Here is a 19182-nt window from a genome sequence, read left to right on the forward strand (position 1 = left end):
GGACCTGAACCCCGCCCAACATTCGCGACCTAGCGTAGTTGCTTCTTTACTCTCAGGTGGCGTTGTGGAGGGTGGCGGTGGTGAACATCGTGGTGACCGCGGTGACGAGGGAGGGTTTCGGTTCCCAGAGGCCGGGGCGGCCGAGGGCCACGATGGGGCGGGGAAGGGCGCGGACGGCGGTGAGGTGCCAGTGGTGCATGCCGGGTTCCGCCCAGGGGCCGCAGTCGCAGGTGTCGGTGGGCGAGCAGACGTGGTCGAGGTCGGCGACGGCGATGACGGCGCCGATGGTCGCAAGGGGATCGCGAGGGTCCCAGCCGGCGGCCTGGATGAGCGGGGAGTCGCAGGCCTTCAGGTCGACGCGCATGGACGCGTGGATGAGGATCGGTCCGCGGTAGGCGGTCGGCATGCCCTGGTTCGAGACGGACTTGCCGCCTCGCGCGATCGCGAAAGCCCAGGGCTGCTGAACACTGATCGCCTGCACGCGGTCACCTCCAGTGCTCGCCTTCTCTCCACCGCCACGGGATCCCCCGAGGCCGGCGAGACGCCGGTACACCGCGCAGTGATGCCCGAGAGGTTAGGCGCATCCCGGCGGAAATTCCAGTGGAGAAGGTGAGCGGGTCGTTGCCACCCGGGAATATCGGACGTCCGTTCGATTCCCGGTGCGGCTCTCCTCGGAAACATCCATGTGACGCGCGAGATGGCCGAGTGGTTGACGGGCAGGTGTGGCTCGCGGCTACCAGTTCAGGGCGGGGGGCAGGTCGTGCTGTCCCGCGTCCGGCCAGTCCCGGGGCGCGCCGAGTGGCGCGAGTTCGGCGAGTTGGAGGCGGTACCAGGGTGAGGACTCGGGGCGTTCGGTGAGTTCCAGGCAGCGCTCCCAGGTCCACCACTCGGCGCGTTCGACCTCCTCGGGGTTCGGGTGGACGGCCCCGTTCGCGGGGACGGTGGCGCGGACGACCGGGCAGCGTTCGTTCTCGACGGTCCCGTCCTCGGCGACGGCCCGGTACTGGAACCGGGGCAGGACGGAGGTGAGGTCCGCGTCCGGGAGACCGAGTTCGTCGCGCAGTCGCCGGAGGACGGCGTCGCGGAGGCCCTCGCCGGGGCCGGGGTGGCCGCAGCAGCTTCCCGTCCATACGCCCGGGAATGTCCTTTTTCCCAGGGCGCGCTGAGTGATCAGTACGCGACCCTCCGTATCGACGACATAGCATGAAAATGCCAGGTGGTAGGGCGTGTCGGTGTGGTGGCTCGCGTGCTTCGGAGCCGTCCCGACGGCCTCGTCGTCCGCGTTGAGCAGCACGATCTCTTCGACGACCATGCTTTCTTACTACCCCATGCGGGGGGTCGGGGTCAGTCGTTTCGCGGTGCGGCGGGCGTAGGCCTCCGGCGCGTCGTGGGCGAACCGGGATTAAACTCGGAACGGCCCGTGCCGGGGGAGACGCGACGGAGGAGTTGAGAGCGAGTGAGCTTGCTGGAGTCGATCTCGGGTCCGGGGGACCTCAAACGACTGGACGCCGCTCAACTGTCTCGACTCGCGGAGGAGATCCGCGAGTTCCTCGTCCAGGCGGTCTCCAAGACCGGCGGCCATCTGGGGCCCAACCTCGGCGCGGTCGAACTGACGATCGCGCTGCACCGGGTGTTCGACTCGCCGCACGACAAGTTCCTGTTCGACACCGGGCACCAGGCCTACGTGCACAAGCTGCTGACCGGGCGGCACGACTTCGACCGGCTGCGCCGGCGCGGCGGGCTGTCGGGCTACCCCAGCCGCGCCGAGTCCGAGCACGACATCATCGAGAACTCGCACGCGTCGACCGCGCTGTCGTACGCCGACGGGTTCGCCAAGGCGTTCCAGCTGCGCGGTGAGGACGACCGGGCCGTGGTCGCGGTCGTCGGGGACGGCGCGCTGACCGGCGGCATGTGCTGGGAGGCCCTCAACAACATCGCGGCGGGCGCCGACCGTCCCGTCATCATCGTCGTCAACGACAACGGCCGCTCGTACGCGCCGACGATCGGCGGGCTCGCGTCCCACCTCGCCGACCTGCGCGTCACGCAGGGCTACGAGAACGCGCTCAGCCTCATCAAGAAGACCGTGCCGCGCGCCCCGGTCCTCGGCGGCATCACCTACGAGGCGCTGCACGGCATCAAGAAGGGCATCAAGGACGTCCTGCAACCGCAGGCCATGTTCGAGGACCTCGGCATCAAGTACGTCGGCCCGATCGACGGTCACGACGAGGACGCCGTCGAACGCGCGCTGCGCCGGGCCCGCGGGTTCGGCCGTCCCGTCATCGTGCACTGCATCACCACCAAGGGGCGCGGCTACGCCCCGGCGGAGAACGACGACGAGGACTGCATGCACGGCGGCGGCGCGTTCGATCCCGCCACGGGCGAGTTCGTCCGCAAGAAGGGCGGCCCCGCCTGGACGAAGATCTTCGGCGAGGAGATGGTGGCGATCGGCCGCGAGCGCGGCGACGTGGTCGGCATCACCGCCGCGATGCTCCACCCGGTGGGCCTCGCCCCGTTCGCCGAGGCGTTCCCCGACCGCATCTTCGACGTCGGCATCGCCGAGCAGCACGCCGTCACGTCCGCGACGGGTCTGGCGATGGGCGGCCTGCACCCGGTCGTGGCCGTGTACGCGACGTTCCTCAACCGCGCGTTCGACCAGGTCCTCATGGACACGGCGCTGCACGGGCAGGCCGTCACGTTCGCGTTGGACCGTTCGGGTGTGACCGGTGACGACGGGCCCAGCCACAACGGCATGTGGGACATGTCGATCCTCCAGCTCGTTCCCGGGATGCGCGTCGCCGTGCCGCGCGACGGCTCCCGGCTGCGCGAGCTGCTGCGCGAGTGCGTCGCCGTGTCGGACGGTCCGACCGCGATCCGGTACCCGAAGGGGCCCGCCGCCGACGACATCGAGGCGGTCGACACGGTCGGCACCATGGACGTGCTGGCCCGCCATGACGGCTCCAACGGCGCCCGCGTCCTGCTCGTCGCGGTGGGGGCGATGGCGACCGCGGCGGTGGAGGCCGCCGGGCTCATCGCCGCGCAGGGCATCGGCGTCACCGTCGTCGACCCGCGGTGGGTGAAGCCGCTCGACCCGGCGCTGGCCGACCTGGCCCGCGAGCATTCGCTCGTCGCCGTCGCGGAGGACAACGGCCGCACCGGCGCCGTCGGCGACGCCGTCGCGCGGCTGCTGCGCGACGCCGAGGTCGACGCCCCGATCCGCACGTTCGGCATCCCGCAGGAGTTCCTCGACCACGCCGCGCGCGGCGAGATCCTCGCCGACATCGGCCTGACACCGCAGGCGCTGGCCCGCGACATCACCGAGCACACCGCGCGGATCACCTCGACCGGGCCCCACGCTCCGGCCGACGCGTCGGACCGGGAGACCTCTGACCGGGACTAGTTTTTTGCAGGACCGGCCCACTACGCTCGCCTGGCGGCTCGCTGCGTGACCGTTCCTGGGGCGAACGCGCATCGCTTCGCGATCCGCCCGGTTCCGCTCGCCTTCGGCATCGCTCCACCGGGCGGGTCACGCGTTCGCGTGCGGGCTGTGTTTATTGCAGGACCGGCCCACTTCGCTCGCCTGGCGGCTCGCTACGTGACCGTTCCTGGGGCGAACGCGCATCGCTTCGCGATCCGCCCGGCTTCGCTCGCCTTCGGCATCGCTCCACCGGGCGGGTCACGCGTTCGCGTGCGGGCTGAGGCTGTGTTTCTTGCAGGACCGGCCCACTACGCTCGCCTGGCGGCTCGCTGCGTGACCGTTCCTGGGCGAACACGCATCGCTTCGCGATCTGTCCGGTTTCGCTCGCCTTTGGCGTTGCTGCACCGGGCAGGTAATGCGTTCGCGTGCGGGGGGTGAGGCCACTTCGACACGTGCTCTAGACGCCCTCGGCGGACAGCAGGTGCCAGGAGTGGGTGACGGACGCCGCGGACGTGCCGAGTCCGCGGCCCGAGTACGTCCATCGTCCGCGCAGGCGCCACGGGCGTCCCGACCCGTCGCGGACGAAGACCTGGAGCGGGAAGCACGCGTCGTGCGCGCGGATGACACCGGACGTGTCGACCAGGGGGTCGAGCCGGGGCTCGCCCTCGCACCGCACGCCCATGACGGACGTGCGCGGGTCCTGGCGCAGGAGGCCCCGCGTCAGGTCGCGCACGAGCACGGAAACGTAGTCGGGGCCGAGCCACCTGAGGTCGGGGACCGTTTCGGGTGGAGGGAACCCGTACAGTTGCGGACCGCCGGTCACAGGCCGCACCGTAGCGCCAGAGTGACAGTCCCGTCACTACCTTCCCGGTGGGATATCGGGGCGCGGCCGGATTATTTCCGGGTGTGGCACGCGGACGTCATCGCGTCCCAGCGGGCCAGCTTGACCCGTTCGCCGCGGTCGAGGCTGCGGGCGAGGGCGATCTCGGCGGCGTCGAGGTTGAGCCAGTCGTCGTAGGTGACGGCCCGCAGGCCGTGCGACGCCACGCGCGACTCCAGCAGTTCCTCGATGGTGCGCTTCGGCGGCGTGCGCGCGGCCCCGGCGTCCAGCAGGTCGTCGAGGAGGTTGCGGACGGTCTCGGCGGCGTCGGACTTGTTGGTGCCGACGACTCCGGTCGGCCCGCGTTTGATCCACCCGGCGACGTACTCGCCGGGGGCGGGGACGCCGTCGGGGCCGAGGACGCGGCCGCCGTCGTTCGGCACGGTGGAGCTGCGTTCGTCGAACGGGACGCCGTCCAGCGGGACGCTCTGGTAGCCGACCGAGCGCAGCACCATGCCGACGGGCAGCGTCTCGAACTCGCCGGTGCCGGTGACACGGCCGGTGTCGTCCAGCCGGGTCCGCTCCAGGCGCAGACCCTCGACCCGGTCGGTGCCGATGATCTCGACGGGGGCGCGCCAGAACCGCACGTCGATGCGGCGGGGCCGGTCGGCGGGCGGCTCGGCGGTCCAGCCGTTCAGGACCTTGATGTTGCCGCGGACGTGCCGGTCGCTCTCGGCGAGTTCGGCGCTCGCCGGGTCGAGGTCCATGTCCGCGGGGCTGACGTGGATGCCCGCGTTCGCCAGCTCGCCGAGCTCCCGGGCCTCCTTGGTGGTGAACTTGGCCTGTGCGGGCCCCCGCCGTCCGACCATGTGGACGCGCTTGACGCGGCTGCGCGACAGCGCCTCGATGACCTGCTCGGGGACGTCGGTCGCGCGCAACTCGTCCGCCGACTTGGCGAGGATCCGGACGACGTCGACGGCCACGTTCCCGACGCCGATCACCGCGACCTCCTCGACCGACAGGTCGAAGGCGTGGTCGGCGGCGTCGGGGTGCCCGCAGTACCAGTTGACGAAGTCGGTCGCGGCGACGCTGCCGGGCAGGTTCTCGCCGGGGATCCGCAGGTGCCGGTCGACCATGGCGCCGGTGGAGTAGATGACGGCGTCGTAGCACTCCAGCAGGTCGGCGCGGCCGATGTCGCGGCCGAGCTCGACGCAGCCGAAGAACCGGACGGCCGGGTTCTCCAGCACCTTCTGCAGGTACCGGGCGATCGACTTGATCGACGTGTGGTCGGGCGCGACGCCGTAGCGCACCAGCCCGTAGGGGGACGGCAGCCGGTCGAACAGGTCCACGCGGACGTCGCCGCCGGTCTGTTTGACGAGCGCCTCGGCGGCGTAGATTCCCGCGGGCCCGGAGCCGATCACCGCGACGAGCAGTGGAGGTGCCATGCGCGCCATTGTGCCCACCCGGCGGCCAAAACGACACCGTTCGGCCCACATGGCGGACCGGGGCGGGACGTCAGTTCTTCGCCCGCGTTCCGGTGGAGCGCTGCAGATTGCTGTTCCGGACCCCGTACAGGGCGTAGACGGCGATGCCGACGACCATCCACGCCAGGAAACGCAGCCATGTCTCGACCGGCAGGTTGATCATCACGAAGAGGCAGCCGAGGACCGACAGCGCGGGGACGACCGGTACCCAGGGCGTCCGGAACGCGCGCGGCAGGTCCGGGCGGGTGCGGCGCATCACCACCACGGCGACCGAGACGACGAGGAACGCGAACAGCGTGCCGATGTTGACGAGTTCGGCGAGTTCGGCGAGCGGGATGAACCCGGCGAGCACGGCGGCGATCCCGCCCATGAGGACGGTGGCCCGGTAGGGGGTGCCGAACCGCGGGTGGACGACCGCCAACCGGCCGGGCAGGAGACCGTCGCGGGCCATCGCGAACAGGATCCGGCTCATGCCGAGCAGCAGGATCATCACGACGGTGATGAGTCCGGCGACGGCGCCGACGTCGATGATGGTGGCGTACGCGGGATGCCCGTTCGCCTTGAACGCGTCCGCGAGCGGTGCGTCGGTGCTGAGCCGCGTGTAGTTCTGCATCCCGACGACGACGATGGACACGGCCGCGTACAGGATCGCGGTGATGACGAGGGAGCCGATGAGCCCGATCGGCAGGTCCCGCTGGGGGCGCTTGGCCTCCTCGGCGGCGGTGGCGACGATGTCGAAGCCGATGTAGGCGAAGAAGACGATGGCGAGGGCGGAGAAGATGCCGAGCCAGCCGTAGGTGGCGGGTGTGAAGCCGAACAGCACCTGCATGAGCGGCGCGTTGAGGCCGCCGACCTCCTCGGTCGCCTTCGACGGCGGGATGAACGGGTCGTAGTTGGCGGCCTTGACGTAGAACAGTCCGGCGACGATGACGAGCAGGACCACCGCCACCTTGATCGTGACGACGATCGCGTTGACCCGCGAGGAGATCTTGATGCCGATCACGAGCAGCGCGGTGACCGCCAGCACGAGCGCGATCGCGGGGACGTTGACCGTCCCGCCCTCGCCCGGCGGGTCGGCGATGGACCCCGGGACCGTGATGCCGATGTCGTCGAGCAGCGCGGCGAAGTAGCCGGACCAGCCGACGGCGACGACCGCCGCGGCCAGGCCCATCTCCAGGATGAGGTCCCAGCCGATGATCCAGGCCGGGAACTCGCCGAGCGTGGCGTAGGAGAACGTGTACGCCGACCCGGCGACGGGGACGGTCGAGGCGAACTCGGCGTAGCAGAGCGCGGCGAGGCCGCACACGACGGCGGCGAGGATGAACGACAGCGCGACCGCGGGCCCGGCCTTGTCCCGGGCGACCTGGCCGGTCAGCACGAAGATGCCCGTCCCGATGATCACGCCCACGCCGAACACGGTCAGGTCGAGCGCGGACAGGGCGCGCCGGAGCCGATGTTCGGGGGCCTCGGTGTCACGGATCGACTGCTCTACCGACTTCGTGCGGAGCAGGTTCATCCTCGGTGCCCTTCCACGTCCGGTGACATCGCCGTTGGCCTCATGCCCGCACGCGCGCACTTTATGATCAGGTCATCGGAAGGTCATGTCCGTTACGTGGGGCGACGCACGGAAAGAGGCATTCCGAATATCGTTCGGAATGCCTCTTTCGGGTGGCGTGGACGGAACTCAGGCGGGCAGCGAGGCGACTCCCGGGTCCAGGAAACGGCGGCCCGTCACCTTCTCGGAGACGCCCGTCCGGTCCAGGTACGGGGTGACGCCGCCGAGGTGGAAGGGCCACCCCGCGCCGAGGATCATGCACAGGTCGATGTCCTGCGGGGCCGCGACGACGCCCTCGTCCAGCATGATCCGGATCTCGTCGGCGAGGGCGGCCAGCGCCCGGTCGAGGACCTGCCGTTCGGTGGACGGCTCGTCGCCGCCCGCGAAGATCTCCACGGCCTCGGGATCCAGCGTGAAGTCGGGCAGGTACACACCGGACTTGCCGGACGCCACCAGCTTCGCCAGGTTCTCCGACAGCGGGAACCGGTCGGGGAACGCGGCGTGCAGGGTCTCGTTCACATGCAGCGCGATCGCCGGGCCGACCAGGCCCATCAGCACGAACGGCGGCATCGGCAGGCCCAGGGGCCGCGCGGCCCGCTCGGCCGTCTCGATCGGTGTGCCCTCGTCCACGGCCTGGACGATCTCGGCGAGCAGGCGCAGCAGGACGCGGTTGACGACGAACGCCGGGGCGTCCTTGACCAGCACGCACGACTTCCGCAGCGCCTTGCCGGTCGCGAACGCGGTGGCGAGCGTCGCCTCGTCCGTTCGTTCGCCCCGGACGATCTCCAGCAGCGGCAGGACCGCGACCGGGTTGAAGAAGTGGAAGCCGACGACGCGTTCGGGATGCCGCAGCCCGGACGCCATCTCGGTGACCGACAGCGACGAGGTGTTGGTCGCGAGGACGCACTCGGGCGACACGTGCTCCTCGACCTCCGCGAACACCTTCCGTTTGACCGACATCTCTTCGAACACGGCCTCGATGACGAAGTCGGCGTCGGCGAACGCGTCCTTGCCGAGCGAACCGGTGATCAGTGAGGTGAGCCGGGCGGCCTTGTCGGGGGAGAGGCGCCCCTTCGCCAGGAGCTTGTCGATCTCGCCGTGCGCGTGGCCGACGCCCTTGTCGAGCCGTTCCCGGTCGAGGTCGGTCAGCACCACCGGCACTTCGAGGCGCCGGGCGAACAGCACCGCGAGCTGCGAGGCCATCAGGCCCGCGCCGACGACGCCGACCTTGGTGACCGGGCGGGCGAGGGACGCGTCCGGCGCCCCGGCGGGCTTCTTCGCGCGTTTCTGGGTGAGGTCGAACGCGTACAGCCCGGCGCGCAGCTCGTCGCTCATGATGAGGTCGGCGAGCGCCTCGTCCTCGGCGGCGAAGCCCTCGTCGCGGGTGCGGTCCTTGGCGGCCTCGATCAGGTCCAGGGCCCGCGTGTAGGACGGTGCCGCGCCGTGAAGTTTGCCGTCCACGGTCCAGCGCGCCATGGCCACGGCGTCGTCCCATGCCTTGCCCCTGTCGACCTCGGGCCGCTGGACGGTGATCTCGCCGGTGAGGACCCGGGCCGTCCAGGCGAGCGACTCCTCCAGGAAGTCGGCCGGGTCGAACATCGCGTCGGCGATGCCCAGCTCGTGCGCCTGCGGGCCCTTCAGCATCCGGTTCTGGGCGAGGGGGTTGTCGATGACGACCTTGAGCGCCTTCTCCGCGCCGATCAGGTTCGGCAGCAGGTACGTCCCGCCCCAGCCGGGCACCAGGCCGAGGAACGTCTCGGGCAGCGCGAACGCCGGGACGCCGGACGAGATCGTCCGGTACGTGCAGTGCAGGCCGATCTCGACGCCGCCGCCCATCGCCGCGCCGTTGTAGTAGGCGAACGACGGGACGTGCAGTTCCCCGAGCCGCCGGAACACGTCGTGGCCGAGCCTGGCGATGGCGAGGGCGTCGTCCCGGCCACGGATGAGCGGGATGCCCTTGAGGTCGGCGCCGACGGCGAAGATGAACGGCTTGCCGATGACGCCGACGGCCGCGATGTCGTCGCGTCCGGCGACCGAGTCGAGGGCGGCGTTCAGCTCGGTGAGCCCGCCCGGGCCGAACGTGTTGGGCTTGGTGTGGTCGTGCCCGTTGTCGAGCGTGATGAGCGCGAGCGTGCCCGCGCCGTAGGGGAGCGTCACGTCCCGCACGTGGGCGTGGGTGACGACCTCGTCGGCCACGAGTTCTCCGAGGCTGCTCACTTGGCGCCCTCCCAGTCGACGTTCTCCCAGAGCACGGTTCCGCCCATGCCCATGCCCACACACATCGTGGTCAGTCCGTAGCGGACGTCGGTGCGCTCCTCGAACAGACGCGCCAGCTGGTTCATGAGCCGGACGCCGGACGAGGCCAGCGGGTGGCCGAGGGCGATCGCGCCGCCCCACGGGTTCACCCGCGCGTCATCGTCGGCGATCTTGAAGTGTTCCAGAAAGGCCAGCACCTGCACCGCGAACGCCTCGTTGATCTCGATCAGGCCGATGTCGTCCATGGTCAGCGCGTTGCGGGCGAGAAGCTTCTCGGTGGCGGGGACGGGCCCGACGCCCATCACCTCCGGCTCCACCCCGGCGAACGCGAAGTCGACGAGCCGCATCCGCGCGCTGAGGCCGAGTTCGGCGGCGACGTCCTCGGCGGCGAGCAGACAGGCCGTGGCGCCGTCGTTGAGCCCGGCGGCGTTCCCGGCGGTGACGTTGCCGTGCACGCGGAACGGCGTCTTCAGCGCGGCGAGGTCGTCCGTTGTCGTGCCGGGACGCGGCGGCTCGTCCCGCGTCGCGAGCCCCCACCCCTTCTCCGCGGAGCGGACCGCGGTGGGCACGAGATCCGGCTGGATCTTCCCGGCGGCGTAGGCGTCGGCGACCTTCCGCTGGCTGCGGACCGCGTAGGCGTCCGCGCGCTCCCGGGTGATGCCGGGGAACCGGTCGTGCAGGTTCTCCGCCGTCGAACCCATGACCAGGGCGGACGGGTCGACGATCTTCTCGGCGAGGAACCGCGGGTTCGGGTCGACGCCCTCGCCCATCGGATGCCGTCCCATGTGCTCGACGCCGCCCGCGATGACGACGTCGTAGGAGCCGAACGCGATCCCCGCCCCGGACGTGGTGACGGCGGTCATCGCGCCCGCGCACATCCGGTCGATCGCGTAGCCGGGGACGCTCTTGGGCAGCCCGGCCAGCACGGCGGCGGACCTGCCGATGGTGAGGCCCTGGTCACCGGTCTGGGTGGTGGCGGCGATCGCGACCTCGTCCACCCGCTCGGGCGGCAGGGACGGGTTGCGGCGCAGCAACTCGCGGATCGCGCGGACGACCATGTCGTCGGCGCGGGTCTGCGCGTACAGGCCCAACGGGCCCGCCTTGCCGAACGGAGTGCGGACGCCGTCGACGAACACGACGTCGCGTGCGGTGCGAGGCACGGGATCGTCCTCCCTGAGATGGGCTCCGGTGAGACGTTCCCAATGCTACTCGCTAGTAACCGACTGCCGGGACGGGACGCGCGGGCACCGCCTCCGTGGACACGGGCAGCCGCACCGTGATCGACAGGCCGCCGCCCTCCCGGGGGACGGTCTCGATCGTCCCGCCGTGCGCGTCCACCACCGCCCGGACGATCGACAGGCCGAGTCCCGCGCCGTCCGCCGACCCCGTCCGCTCCCGCGCTCCGCCGCCGGACCCGTCGCGGTCGGCCCGCGACCGGTCCGGACGCAGCCGACGGAACGGCTCGTAGATCGCCGCGACCTCGTAGGACGGGACGGGCCTGCCGGTGTTCACGACCTGGAGGAACGCCGAGCCGTCCCGCATACCCGTGCGGACCCACAGCCGCCCGCCCCGCGCGTTGTACTTCACGGCGTTCTCCAGCAGGTTCACCGCGCAGCGTTCCAGCAGCACCGGATCACCGGACACGGCGGCGGGCGCGAGCCGGGCCTCGACCTCCACGCCCGCCTCGTCGGCCAGCCCGTCGAGATGGTCGAGCGCGCCGCGCACCACGTCCGGCAGCGGTGTCTCCACCCGGACGCCGAGATCCCGTTCGGACCGGGCCAGCGTGAGCAGCCCCTCGATGAGTCGCTCGTGGCGGGCCGTGTTGCCGAGCAGCACGTCCGCGAGCGCCTTGGTCTCCGGCGGGTTCTTCCGGCTGGCCAGCGCGACCTCCAGCACCGTCCGGTTGATGGTGAGCGGCGTGCGCAGCTCGTGCGAGGCGTTGGCGACGAAGCGGCGCTGGCCGTCGAACGCCCGGTTCAGCCGGTCCAGCATCCGGTTGAACGTGTCGGCCAGGTCCTTGATCTCGTCCTGCGGGCCGTCCAGCGCGATCCGCTCGTGCAGGTTGCTCTCCGACAGTCGCCGCGCCGCCGCCGTGACGGCGTGCAACGGACGCAGCATCCGCCCCGCCACCACGTATCCGATCACCACGGCGAGGACGCCGAGAACGAGCATCGTGACCAGGGAACTCTGTAGAAGCTGCTCCAGCACGTCGCGTTTCTGCTGGGCCATCTGCCGGTCCGCCCGCTCCTTCAGCGCGACGAGTTCGGTGACGTCGCCCGTGGCCGCCACGCTGCGCAGCCTCGTGACGGTCGTCGGGTCCAGGCCGTCGTTCGCCGTGAAGCGCCGGTCCATGGTCCGGACGGTCAACAGGTACGTCACCGCGACCAGGATCGCCGAGGTGACGAGGAACAGCGACCCGTACACGAGCGTCAGCCGCGTCCGGACGCTCACCCTGGGCACCGGCCGGATCCTCATCGCGCCTCCAACCGGTATCCCGAACCCGTCACCGTCTCGATCACCGGGGGTTCGCCGAGCTTGCGGCGCAGCGTCGCCATCGTCACCCGGACGATGTTGCTGAACGGGTCGATGTTCTCGTCCCACGCCCGCTCCAGCAGCCGTTCGGCGCTCACCACGCCGCCCTCCGCTCGCAGCAGCTCCTCCAGCACGGCGAACTCCTTGTTGGTCAGCCGCAGTTCCCGCCCGTCGCGCGCGACCCTCCGGCGGTACGGGTCGAGGCGGATGCCGCGCCGCTCCAGCACCGGGGGCACCGGCGGCGCGGACCGCCGCGCCAGCGCCCGCACTCGCGCGACCAGCTCGCCGAACACGAACGGCTTGGGCAGGTAGTCGTCGGCGCCGAGGGACAGGCCGTCCACCCGGTCCTCCACGTCCCCGGCCGCGGTCAGCATCAGGATCCGCGCGGAGCTTTTCAGCCGCACCAGTTCCCGGCACACCTCGTCGCCATGGACGGTCGGCAGGTCCCGGTCGAGGACGACGACGTCGTACTCGGTATGGGAGGCACGCTCCAACGCGTCGTCACCGTCGTACACCGCGTCGACGGCGATCGCCTCGTCGCGGAGCCCGTCGGCGATCGCGTCCGCGAGCACCCGCTCGTCCTCGACGATCAGAACACGCATGGCGCCGAGCATGACCGGCGCGACGTTAAACGCCGGTAAGGAGACGCCGACGCCGGCGGCCGTCGGCCGCCGGCGTCCGCAGCGGGTGGCTAGGGCTTGATCGCGATGATGTCGTAGGGGGTCTGGGGGGTGGGCGGCGTGCTGAACCGCGCGTTCGGCAGGTACAGCATGTCCCCGGCCTTCGCCACGGTCGTCGGAACGTCGAAGCGCGGGTCGGTCAGCTTCTTGGTGACCCGGCCCTCGGTGGCGTCCTCGTTCAGCTCGATCACGGCCACGGAGTTGAGTGCGTTCTGCACCGCGTACAGGGTCCGGCCGTCGGCCAGGATGCCGTCCCCGGCCGTCAGCGTCTCGCCGTGCAGGTCGATCGCCTTCCCGACGCCGGTCTCGGGGTCGACCTTGAACACCTTGCCGACGTTGGACTGCATGAGGATGAGCGACCGTCCGTCGGGCGCCACGGCGATCCCGTTGCCGTTGAAGCCCTCCTTGTAGACGATGTCCCCGCTCAGCGGCAGGGTCTTGACCGGCCCGGACCCTTCGAGCGGGATCCGGTAGAGCGCCTGGTTGGTCGAGTCCGTGAACCACGCTCCGTCGCCGGCGACGATGACGTCGTTGATGAAGGCCGTCTTCGTCGTGAGCTTGAAGCTCTGCAGGACCTCCCCGCTCTCGGTGTCCAGGACCCGCGCGTCACCGGCCCTGCCACCGGCCACGTACAACCTGTTGTCCTTGACCTTCATGCCGAGCGAGGGCGTTCCCGGCCCCTTGTTGATGATCTTTCCTTCGCCGGTGGTGAGGTCAGCCCGGTAGATCTGGCCCGTCGCCCGCGAGCCGAGGAACGCCACCGGCCCGGGACCGGCCGCGATGCCCTCGGGCTGGAACCCGGCGGGCAGCGGTATCCGGTCGGGCGGCGCCGTCTCGGCCCGCGCGGACGTTCCCAGCGGACACAGAAGGCCGACGATCAGTGCGGTGGTAAGAATTCGAGACCACATGGGGACAAACTTCTCGTATCACGCACAAATCGACCAGACCTATCTAATGCTGCTTTAACCCCTATGGCGGTGTTATAGGGGCGGTCTACGGAGAGGTAACGATGAGAATCCCAAGATTGACCTTGATGATCACCGTGTCGTTGATGCTCGCCACCGCAGGGTGCACGGGCGACGACGGGAACGACGTCGCCACGGCCGCCGGAACGACGGCGAAACCGTCCGCGTCGGCCCCGGCGCCGGCATCGACGACGGCATCGGCGACGGCGCCGCCCTCGCCGACCACGTCGCTGTCGCCGGAGGACGCGCGGCTCGAATTCGCGCGGTGCATGCGGCGGAACGGCGTGGACCTCCCCGACCCCGGCAGCGGTGAACTGGAGGCGATGCGGCTCGGCAAAGGGGTCGACCCGAAGAAACTGGAGGCCGCGCTGCACAAATGCCGGCCCTGGCTCCAGGCGGGCGGGAAGTTCCCCGATCTCGAAGACCCGAAGGTCCGTGACCGGTACGTCAAGTTCGCGCAGTGCATGCGCAAGAACGGGGTGAACCTTCCCGACCCGGGCCCGGACGGCCGGCTCAAGTTCCCGTCCGGCGGCATCGACCAGGGCGCGTTCGAGAAGGCCCGCGAGGCGTGCAAGGCCCATCTCGCGGTGATCCGCCAGTGAGGCGCCGCGTGATCGCGGGCGGCGCGGCCCTCCTGGCGCTGGTCGGTGGCGGCGCGCTGGTCTGGTCGGCGGACGGAGACGAGGCGGAGGCCGGACCCCGGACGCCACCGGCGACCGCCGAGGTGACCCGGGGCGATCTCGTCGACACCGAGACCGTGGACGGCGAACTCACCTACGACGACGTCCGCGAGGTGTGGACGGGCGCGTCCGGTGTCGTGACATGGGCGCCGAAGCCGGGCGCCACGGTCGAACGCGGCGGAACGCTCCTCGCGGTGAACGGCAGACCGGTCACCCTCATGTACGGCGGCGGCCCCATGTACCGGACGCTCGGCAACGGCGCCTCGGGCAACGACGTCCGGCAACTCGAACGCAACCTCAAGGCCCTCGGCTACGGCGGTATGACCGTGGACCGCGAGTTCACCGCGGCGACCGAGGCGGCCGTCAGGAAATGGCAGGACGACCGCGGGCTCCCCGAGACCGGCGCGGTCGACGCCGCCCAGGTCGTCTTCCTGGACGGAGCCGTCCGCGTCCGGCAGGTCACGGCGCCGGAAGGAAAACGGACGGCGCAGGGACAGCCCGTCCTGACCGTGGCGGGCACCCGGCGCGTCGTCCACGTCGACCTGGACGCCGACCGGCAGGACCTCGCGCGTGAGGGCGCGAAGGTCACGGTCGAGCTGCCGGGCGGCACGACCGTCAACGGAACGATCACCAAGGTCGGCGGCGTCGCGGAGACGACCGGGGAGGGGCAGGAGAAGAAGACCACGATCGACGTCGACATCTCCCTCGGGAACGTCGCGACCGGACGCCTGGACGAGGCGCCGGTCAGCGTCGAACTGGAGAGCCGGCGGCGCGAGAACGTCCTGTCGGTGCCGGTGGAGGCGCTGCTGGCCCTGCGCGAGGGCGGCTTCGGCGTCGAGGTCGTGGACGGCCCGCGCACACGCCTCGTTCCCGTGCGCGCCGGGACGTTCGGCGGCGGACGCGTCGAGGTCAGCGGCCCCGGCATCGCCGAAGGCGTGAAGGTCGGGGTGGCGGCCACATGACGCCTGCGAACATCGTCGAGCTGACCGGCGTGGCCAAGGAGTACGGCGCCGGTGTCGTAGCGCTGCGCGGAGTCGACCTGATGATCGAGGCCGGGGAACTCGCCGCGATCGTCGGGCCGTCCGGGTCGGGGAAATCGACGCTCCTGCACCTGATCGGGACGCTGGACCGTCCCTCCCACGGAACCGTGCGGGTCGCCGGTCACGAGGTGGCGGCCCTCAACGACCGGGAGCTGTCGGCGCTACGCGCCCGCCACATCGGGTTCGTCTTCCAGCACTTCCACCTCGCCGCCGGTGTGAGCGCCCTCGACAACGTCGCCGACGGCCTCCTCTACTGCGGGTCCCGGCCGGGGGAGCGGCGGGAACGGGCGAGGGAGGCCCTCGCCCGGGTCGGTCTCGACCACCGGACCGCGCACCGGCCGCACGAGCTGTCGGGCGGCGAGCGGCAGCGGGTCGCCGTGGCGCGGGCGGTGGTCGGCGACCCCGACCTGCTGCTGGCGGACGAGCCGACCGGCAACCTCGACTCCGCGGCGGGCGCCGAGGTGCTGGCGCTGCTGCACGAGCTGAACCGCGCCGGCACCACCGTGGCGATCATCACGCACGACCCGGACGTCGCCGCCGGGGCGCCGCGCCGGGTCCGTGTCCTCGACGGCCGGATCGTCGCCGACGAACGAACGGAGGCCACCCGGTGAACACCGTGAAGGAGAGGGCGGCGACGGACCCCGGCCTGCGGCCCGCGCGCCTCGGTGCCGGTGACGTCGTCCGCGTCGGCCTCGGCGGGCTGCGGACCCGTCCGGCGAGAGCGGTGCTGTCCGCGCTCGGCATCGCCATCGGGATCGCCACCATGGTCGCGGTCATCGGGATCTCCTCGTCCGCCGAGCAGGACCTGCTGCGCCGCCTCGACCGGCTCGGCACGAACCTGCTGCGCGCCCAGCCGGGCGACACGCTGTTCGGGGAGAAGGCGGCGCTGCCCGAGCCGGCCCCGGAGATGGTCCGCCGGATCGGGCCGGTCACGGCGGTCGGCGCGACCGGAACGGTGGACGCGACCGTCCGCCGCACCGACCGGATCCCCACGGAGATCACGCAGGGCATCGCCGTCCAGGCCGCGACGACGGACCTGCTCGGCACCCTCGACGTGACCGTGTCGAGCGGCGCCTGGCTGAACGCGGGCACCTCCCGCCACCCGGCCGTCGTGCTCGGCTCCGAGGCGGCACGCCGCCTCGGGGTGCACCGGGCGGGCGGGCAGGTGTGGCTCGGCGGGCGGTGGTTCGTCGTCCTAGGCGTCCTGCGGCGGGCCGAACTGGCGCCGGAGATCGACCGCTCGGCGCTCGTCGGCTGGGACGCGGCACGCCGCCATCTGGGCTTCGACGGGCATCCCACGACGATCTACGAACGGTCCGCGGACGAGGCCGTCGACGACGTCCGGAACGTCCTCGCCCGGACGGTCAACCCCGAGCGTCCCGAGGAGGTCAAGGTCAGCCGTCCCTCGGACGCGCTCGAGGCCAAGGCCGCAGCGAGGGGCGCGTTCACCGGCCTGCTGCTCGGGCTCGGCGCCGTCGCGCTGCTCGTCGGCGGCGTCGGCGTCGCCAACACGATGGTGATCTCGGTACTGGAGCGGCGACCCGAGATCGGGCTGCGCCGTTCGCTCGGCGCGACGCGCGGGCAGGTCCGCACGCAGTTCCTCGCCGAGTCGCTGCTGCTGTCGGCGTTCGGCGGCGTCGCCGGGGTCCTGCTCGGCGCGGCGGTCACCACCGGGTTCGCGCTGGCGAGGGGCTGGCCGCCGGTCGTGCCCGGCTGGGCGCTCGGCGGCGCGCTCGCCGCCACCCTCGTCGTCGGGGCGGCCGCGGGCCTCTACCCGGCGACGCGCGCGGCGCGGCTCCCACCGACCGTGGCGCTCGTCGCCACCTGAGCCTCTGGCCACTCCACGGCGGTACGGTGCATGATTGGTGGGGCCCGACGAAGTTCCGCGCACGGGGGAGGTGCCGCTCGAGTCATGCCGCTGTCACGCCCGCTCCGCGAACGCTGCCGCGAGTTCCTCGGAATCGACGGGGAGATCCGCTACATCTTCCCGGCGTTGACCTACGGCGGCGGCGCGGGCTTCATCTTCGTCATCACCGACGACCAGATCGCGGTGATCTCCACCGGCGCGATGAGCCGCAGCACGCCGAAGAGCGTCTGGGGCAGCTACCCGCGCGGTACCCGCATCGGACCGGTGGAGACCAACGTGACGCCGTGCTTCGAGTTCGCGGGCGCGGACTTCGAGCTGGAGGACGAGTACGTCGCCGTCGTCAACGCGGCCGACGCCGAGATCTTCGCCCGCGACAGCCTGCCCCGCGACCCCCTGCCCGACCTCTGAACCCCGGCCCCTGACCTCTGCGAGGCCGGTCTCAGAGGTCTCCCTTGTGCTCCAGGCGAAGGAAGGCCAGGGCGATGGGCTGGGCGGTGAGCGCGACCTGCCACTCGCGGGCGCCGAGGTCGCGCAGGGCCCCGCCGATGGCCGAGGCGGACGCCTCCGGCGGCGGCGTCCAGGCGAGACGGCGGACCAGGTCGGGCTGTATCAGGTTCTCCGACGGCATCGAATGCTCGTCGGCGAGGGCCGCGACGACCGCGCGGGCGGCGGTGAGGCGCTTGGCGGCCTCCGGGTCGCGGTCGGCCCAGCGATGCGCGGGCGGCGGCCCGTCGCCGGGGACGGTCGACTCCGGCAGCCCGCGGTCGGTGAGCTCGCGGGCGCGGGCGACGGCCCGCAGCCACGCCGACTGGTGGCGCCGGGCGCCGCGGCCCCGCATCGTCGGCAGCGCCTGCAGCTCGGCGGGCGTCCGCGGGGCGCGTTGCGCCAGCTCGATGATGGCGGCGTCCTGGAGCACCCGGCCGGGCGACAGATCCCGCTCGCGGGCGATCTTGTCACGGGCCTCCCAGATCTCCCGGACCGTGGCGAGCGCCCGCCGGTTCCGCACGCGGTGGATGCCGGACGTGCGGCGCCACGGATCCGCCCGCGGCGGCTTCGGCGGCGTCGTCAGGATCGCGGCGAACTCCTCCAGCGCCCACTCCAGCTTGCCCGCGGCCGTCAGCTCCGCGTGCAGCGCGTCGCGCAGCTCGACCAGCAGCTCGACGTCCAGCGCGGCATAGCGCAGCCAGTCCTCCGGGAGGGGACGCGTCGACCAGTCGGCCGCCGAGTGCCCCTTCTCCAGCACGTACCCCAGCACGTTCTCGACCATGGATCCGAGCCCGACGCGCGGGTAGCCGAGCAGCCGCCCCGCCAATTCGGTGTCGAACAGCCGGCGCGGCACGAGCCCGACCTCGGCGAGGCAGGGCAGGTCCTGGTTGGCGGCGTGCAGCACCATCTCGGTGTCGGCGAGCACGGCGTCCAGACCCGACAGGTCGGGCAGCTCGATCGGGTCGATCAGGGCCGTGCCGGACCCCGCGCGGCGCAGCTGGATCAGGTAGGCGCGCTGCCCGTACCGGTAGCCGGACGCGCGCTCGGCGTCGACCGCGACCGGCCCCGTGCCCGCCGCGAACGCCGCGATGACACGTTCCAGTTCGGCGGCGCCGGTGATCACGGGTGGCACGCCCTCGCGCGGTTCCAGCAACGGGACGGCCGGGGGACCGGCCCCGCCCTCGGCGTTCGGCCGCGGGGCGGCCTGTGCTGGAACGGTCCCGGACCGCTTCGCGGTGTTCTCCGCACCGGTCTCCCGCTCGGGACCGGTGGCGCGCGTTTCGGACACTCCCACTGAACCTTTTTCATCTTCGGATCGACGAGCCCTGCGAGACAACCGGGACACCGGCGGACGAGAAGGGCCGTCTGCTTCCGCGTGCTCCTCCGCCGCCGCCCCGATCTC

18 protein-coding genes are annotated in these 19182 nt (G+C 71.7%); 6 read left to right on the forward strand and 12 right to left on the reverse strand.

What is annotated here, in order from left to right:
* Positions 1-52: 52 nt before the first annotated feature.
* The gene (locus BZB76_RS29570) at positions 53-481 is read right to left on the reverse strand and encodes an ASCH domain-containing protein (RefSeq protein WP_121437710.1); all 429 of its coding nucleotides are present in this window, start codon (positions 479-481) and stop codon (positions 53-55) included.
* 252 nt (positions 482-733) lie between these two features.
* Positions 734-1312: an isopentenyl-diphosphate Delta-isomerase gene (idi, locus tag BZB76_RS29575; RefSeq protein WP_121437711.1), complete on the reverse strand. Its 579-nt coding sequence runs from the start codon at positions 1310-1312 to the stop codon at positions 734-736.
* Between the two features lie 144 nt (positions 1313-1456).
* Here idi and dxs point away from each other — a divergent pair, with 144 nt between their 5' ends.
* Positions 1457-3397, forward strand: coding sequence for a 1-deoxy-D-xylulose-5-phosphate synthase (dxs, locus tag BZB76_RS29580; protein WP_121437712.1), 1941 nt, complete (start codon positions 1457-1459; stop codon positions 3395-3397).
* 475 nt (positions 3398-3872) lie between these two features.
* On the opposite strand, the gene BZB76_RS29585 is transcribed toward dxs, so the two are convergent.
* The 9 genes from BZB76_RS29585 to BZB76_RS29625 form a co-directional block, all read right to left on the reverse strand.
* Positions 3873-4238, reverse strand: coding sequence for a hypothetical protein (locus BZB76_RS29585; RefSeq protein ID WP_121437713.1), 366 nt, complete (start codon positions 4236-4238; stop codon positions 3873-3875).
* Positions 4239-4309: 71 nt separating this feature from the next.
* A complete protein-coding gene (locus BZB76_RS29590; protein ID WP_121437969.1) occupies positions 4310-5680 on the reverse strand; it encodes an FAD-dependent oxidoreductase in 1371 nt (456 codons plus the stop codon).
* Positions 5681-5750: 70 nt separating this feature from the next.
* Positions 5751-7235 (reverse strand): amino acid permease, encoded by a 1485-nt coding sequence (locus BZB76_RS29595; protein ID WP_121437714.1) that lies wholly within the window; start codon positions 7233-7235, stop codon positions 5751-5753.
* Between the two features lie 168 nt (positions 7236-7403).
* Positions 7404-9491, reverse strand: coding sequence for a 3-hydroxyacyl-CoA dehydrogenase NAD-binding domain-containing protein (locus BZB76_RS29600; RefSeq protein WP_121437715.1), 2088 nt, complete (start codon positions 9489-9491; stop codon positions 7404-7406).
* Positions 9488-10690, reverse strand: a complete 1203-nt coding sequence (locus BZB76_RS29605; RefSeq protein ID WP_121437716.1) for a thiolase family protein — start codon at positions 10688-10690, stop codon at positions 9488-9490. Before BZB76_RS29605 ends, BZB76_RS29600 begins: the two co-directional genes overlap by 4 nt.
* A 52-nt stretch (positions 10691-10742) precedes the next feature.
* Positions 10743-11990 carry a sensor histidine kinase gene (locus BZB76_RS29610; protein ID WP_246007298.1) on the reverse strand — a complete coding sequence of 416 codons (1248 nt, stop codon included), beginning with the start codon at positions 11988-11990 and terminating at the stop codon, positions 10743-10745.
* Positions 11991-12001: 11 nt separating this feature from the next.
* Positions 12002-12664: a response regulator transcription factor gene (locus BZB76_RS29615; RefSeq protein ID WP_121437970.1), complete on the reverse strand. Its 663-nt coding sequence runs from the start codon at positions 12662-12664 to the stop codon at positions 12002-12004.
* Between the two features lie 89 nt (positions 12665-12753).
* Positions 12754-13650, reverse strand: a complete 897-nt coding sequence (locus tag BZB76_RS29620; RefSeq protein ID WP_121437718.1) for an NHL repeat-containing protein — start codon at positions 13648-13650, stop codon at positions 12754-12756.
* A gap of 85 nt (positions 13651-13735) precedes the next feature.
* A complete protein-coding gene (locus BZB76_RS29625) occupies positions 13736-13978 on the reverse strand; it encodes a hypothetical protein (protein WP_121437719.1) in 243 nt (80 codons plus the stop codon).
* Here BZB76_RS29625 and BZB76_RS29630 point away from each other — a divergent pair.
* The 5 genes from BZB76_RS29630 (at position 13977) to BZB76_RS29650 (ending at position 17702) form a co-directional block, all read left to right on the forward strand.
* Positions 13977-14309, forward strand: coding sequence for a hypothetical protein (locus BZB76_RS29630; protein ID WP_121437720.1), 333 nt, complete (start codon positions 13977-13979; stop codon positions 14307-14309). The two genes, BZB76_RS29625 and BZB76_RS29630, sit on opposite strands and share 2 nt — an antisense overlap.
* Positions 14306-15349, forward strand: coding sequence for a peptidoglycan-binding protein (locus BZB76_RS29635; RefSeq protein ID WP_246007299.1), 1044 nt, complete (start codon positions 14306-14308; stop codon positions 15347-15349). The genes BZB76_RS29630 and BZB76_RS29635 overlap by 4 nt, the downstream gene beginning before the upstream one ends.
* Positions 15346-16038: an ABC transporter ATP-binding protein gene (locus BZB76_RS29640; RefSeq protein WP_121437722.1), complete on the forward strand. Its 693-nt coding sequence runs from the start codon at positions 15346-15348 to the stop codon at positions 16036-16038. Before BZB76_RS29635 ends, BZB76_RS29640 begins: the two co-directional genes overlap by 4 nt.
* Positions 16035-17255, forward strand: coding sequence for an ABC transporter permease (locus BZB76_RS29645; RefSeq protein ID WP_420534832.1), 1221 nt, complete (start codon positions 16035-16037; stop codon positions 17253-17255). The genes BZB76_RS29640 and BZB76_RS29645 overlap by 4 nt, the downstream gene beginning before the upstream one ends.
* A gap of 84 nt (positions 17256-17339) precedes the next feature.
* A complete protein-coding gene (locus BZB76_RS29650) occupies positions 17340-17702 on the forward strand; it encodes a hypothetical protein (RefSeq protein WP_121437723.1) in 363 nt (120 codons plus the stop codon).
* A gap of 31 nt (positions 17703-17733) precedes the next feature.
* On the opposite strand, the gene BZB76_RS29655 is transcribed toward BZB76_RS29650, so the two are convergent.
* A complete protein-coding gene (locus tag BZB76_RS29655; RefSeq protein ID WP_121437724.1) occupies positions 17734-19068 on the reverse strand; it encodes a ribonuclease D in 1335 nt (444 codons plus the stop codon).
* Positions 19069-19182 lie beyond the last annotated feature (114 nt).

This window comes from Actinomadura pelletieri DSM 43383 (assembly GCF_003634705.1).
Classification (GTDB): Bacteria; Actinomycetota; Actinomycetes; order Streptosporangiales; family Streptosporangiaceae; genus Spirillospora; species Spirillospora pelletieri.

Bases quoted from the DNA above. Each gene is read 5' to 3' on its own strand.
- idi (WP_121437711.1), bottom strand. From the start codon at position 1,312: ATGGTCGTCGAAGAGATCGTGCTGCTCAACGCGGACGACGAGGCCGTC.
- BZB76_RS29590 (WP_121437969.1), bottom strand. From the start codon at position 5,680: ATGGCACCTCCACTGCTCGTCGCGGTGATCGGCTCCGGGCCCGCGGGA.
- BZB76_RS29595 (WP_121437714.1), bottom strand. From the start codon at position 7,235: ATGAACCTGCTCCGCACGAAGTCGGTAGAGCAGTCGATCCGTGACACC.
- BZB76_RS29615 (WP_121437970.1), bottom strand. From the start codon at position 12,664: ATGCGTGTTCTGATCGTCGAGGACGAGCGGGTGCTCGCGGACGCGATC.
- BZB76_RS29620 (WP_121437718.1), bottom strand. From the start codon at position 13,650: ATGTGGTCTCGAATTCTTACCACCGCACTGATCGTCGGCCTTCTGTGT.
- BZB76_RS29630 (WP_121437720.1), top strand. From the start codon at position 13,977: ATGCGGCGGAACGGCGTGGACCTCCCCGACCCCGGCAGCGGTGAACTG.
- BZB76_RS29625 (WP_121437719.1), bottom strand. From the start codon at position 13,978: ATGCACCGCGCGAATTCGAGCCGCGCGTCCTCCGGCGACAGCGACGTG.
- BZB76_RS29640 (WP_121437722.1), top strand. From the start codon at position 15,346: ATGACGCCTGCGAACATCGTCGAGCTGACCGGCGTGGCCAAGGAGTAC.
- BZB76_RS29650 (WP_121437723.1), top strand. From the start codon at position 17,340: ATGCCGCTGTCACGCCCGCTCCGCGAACGCTGCCGCGAGTTCCTCGGA.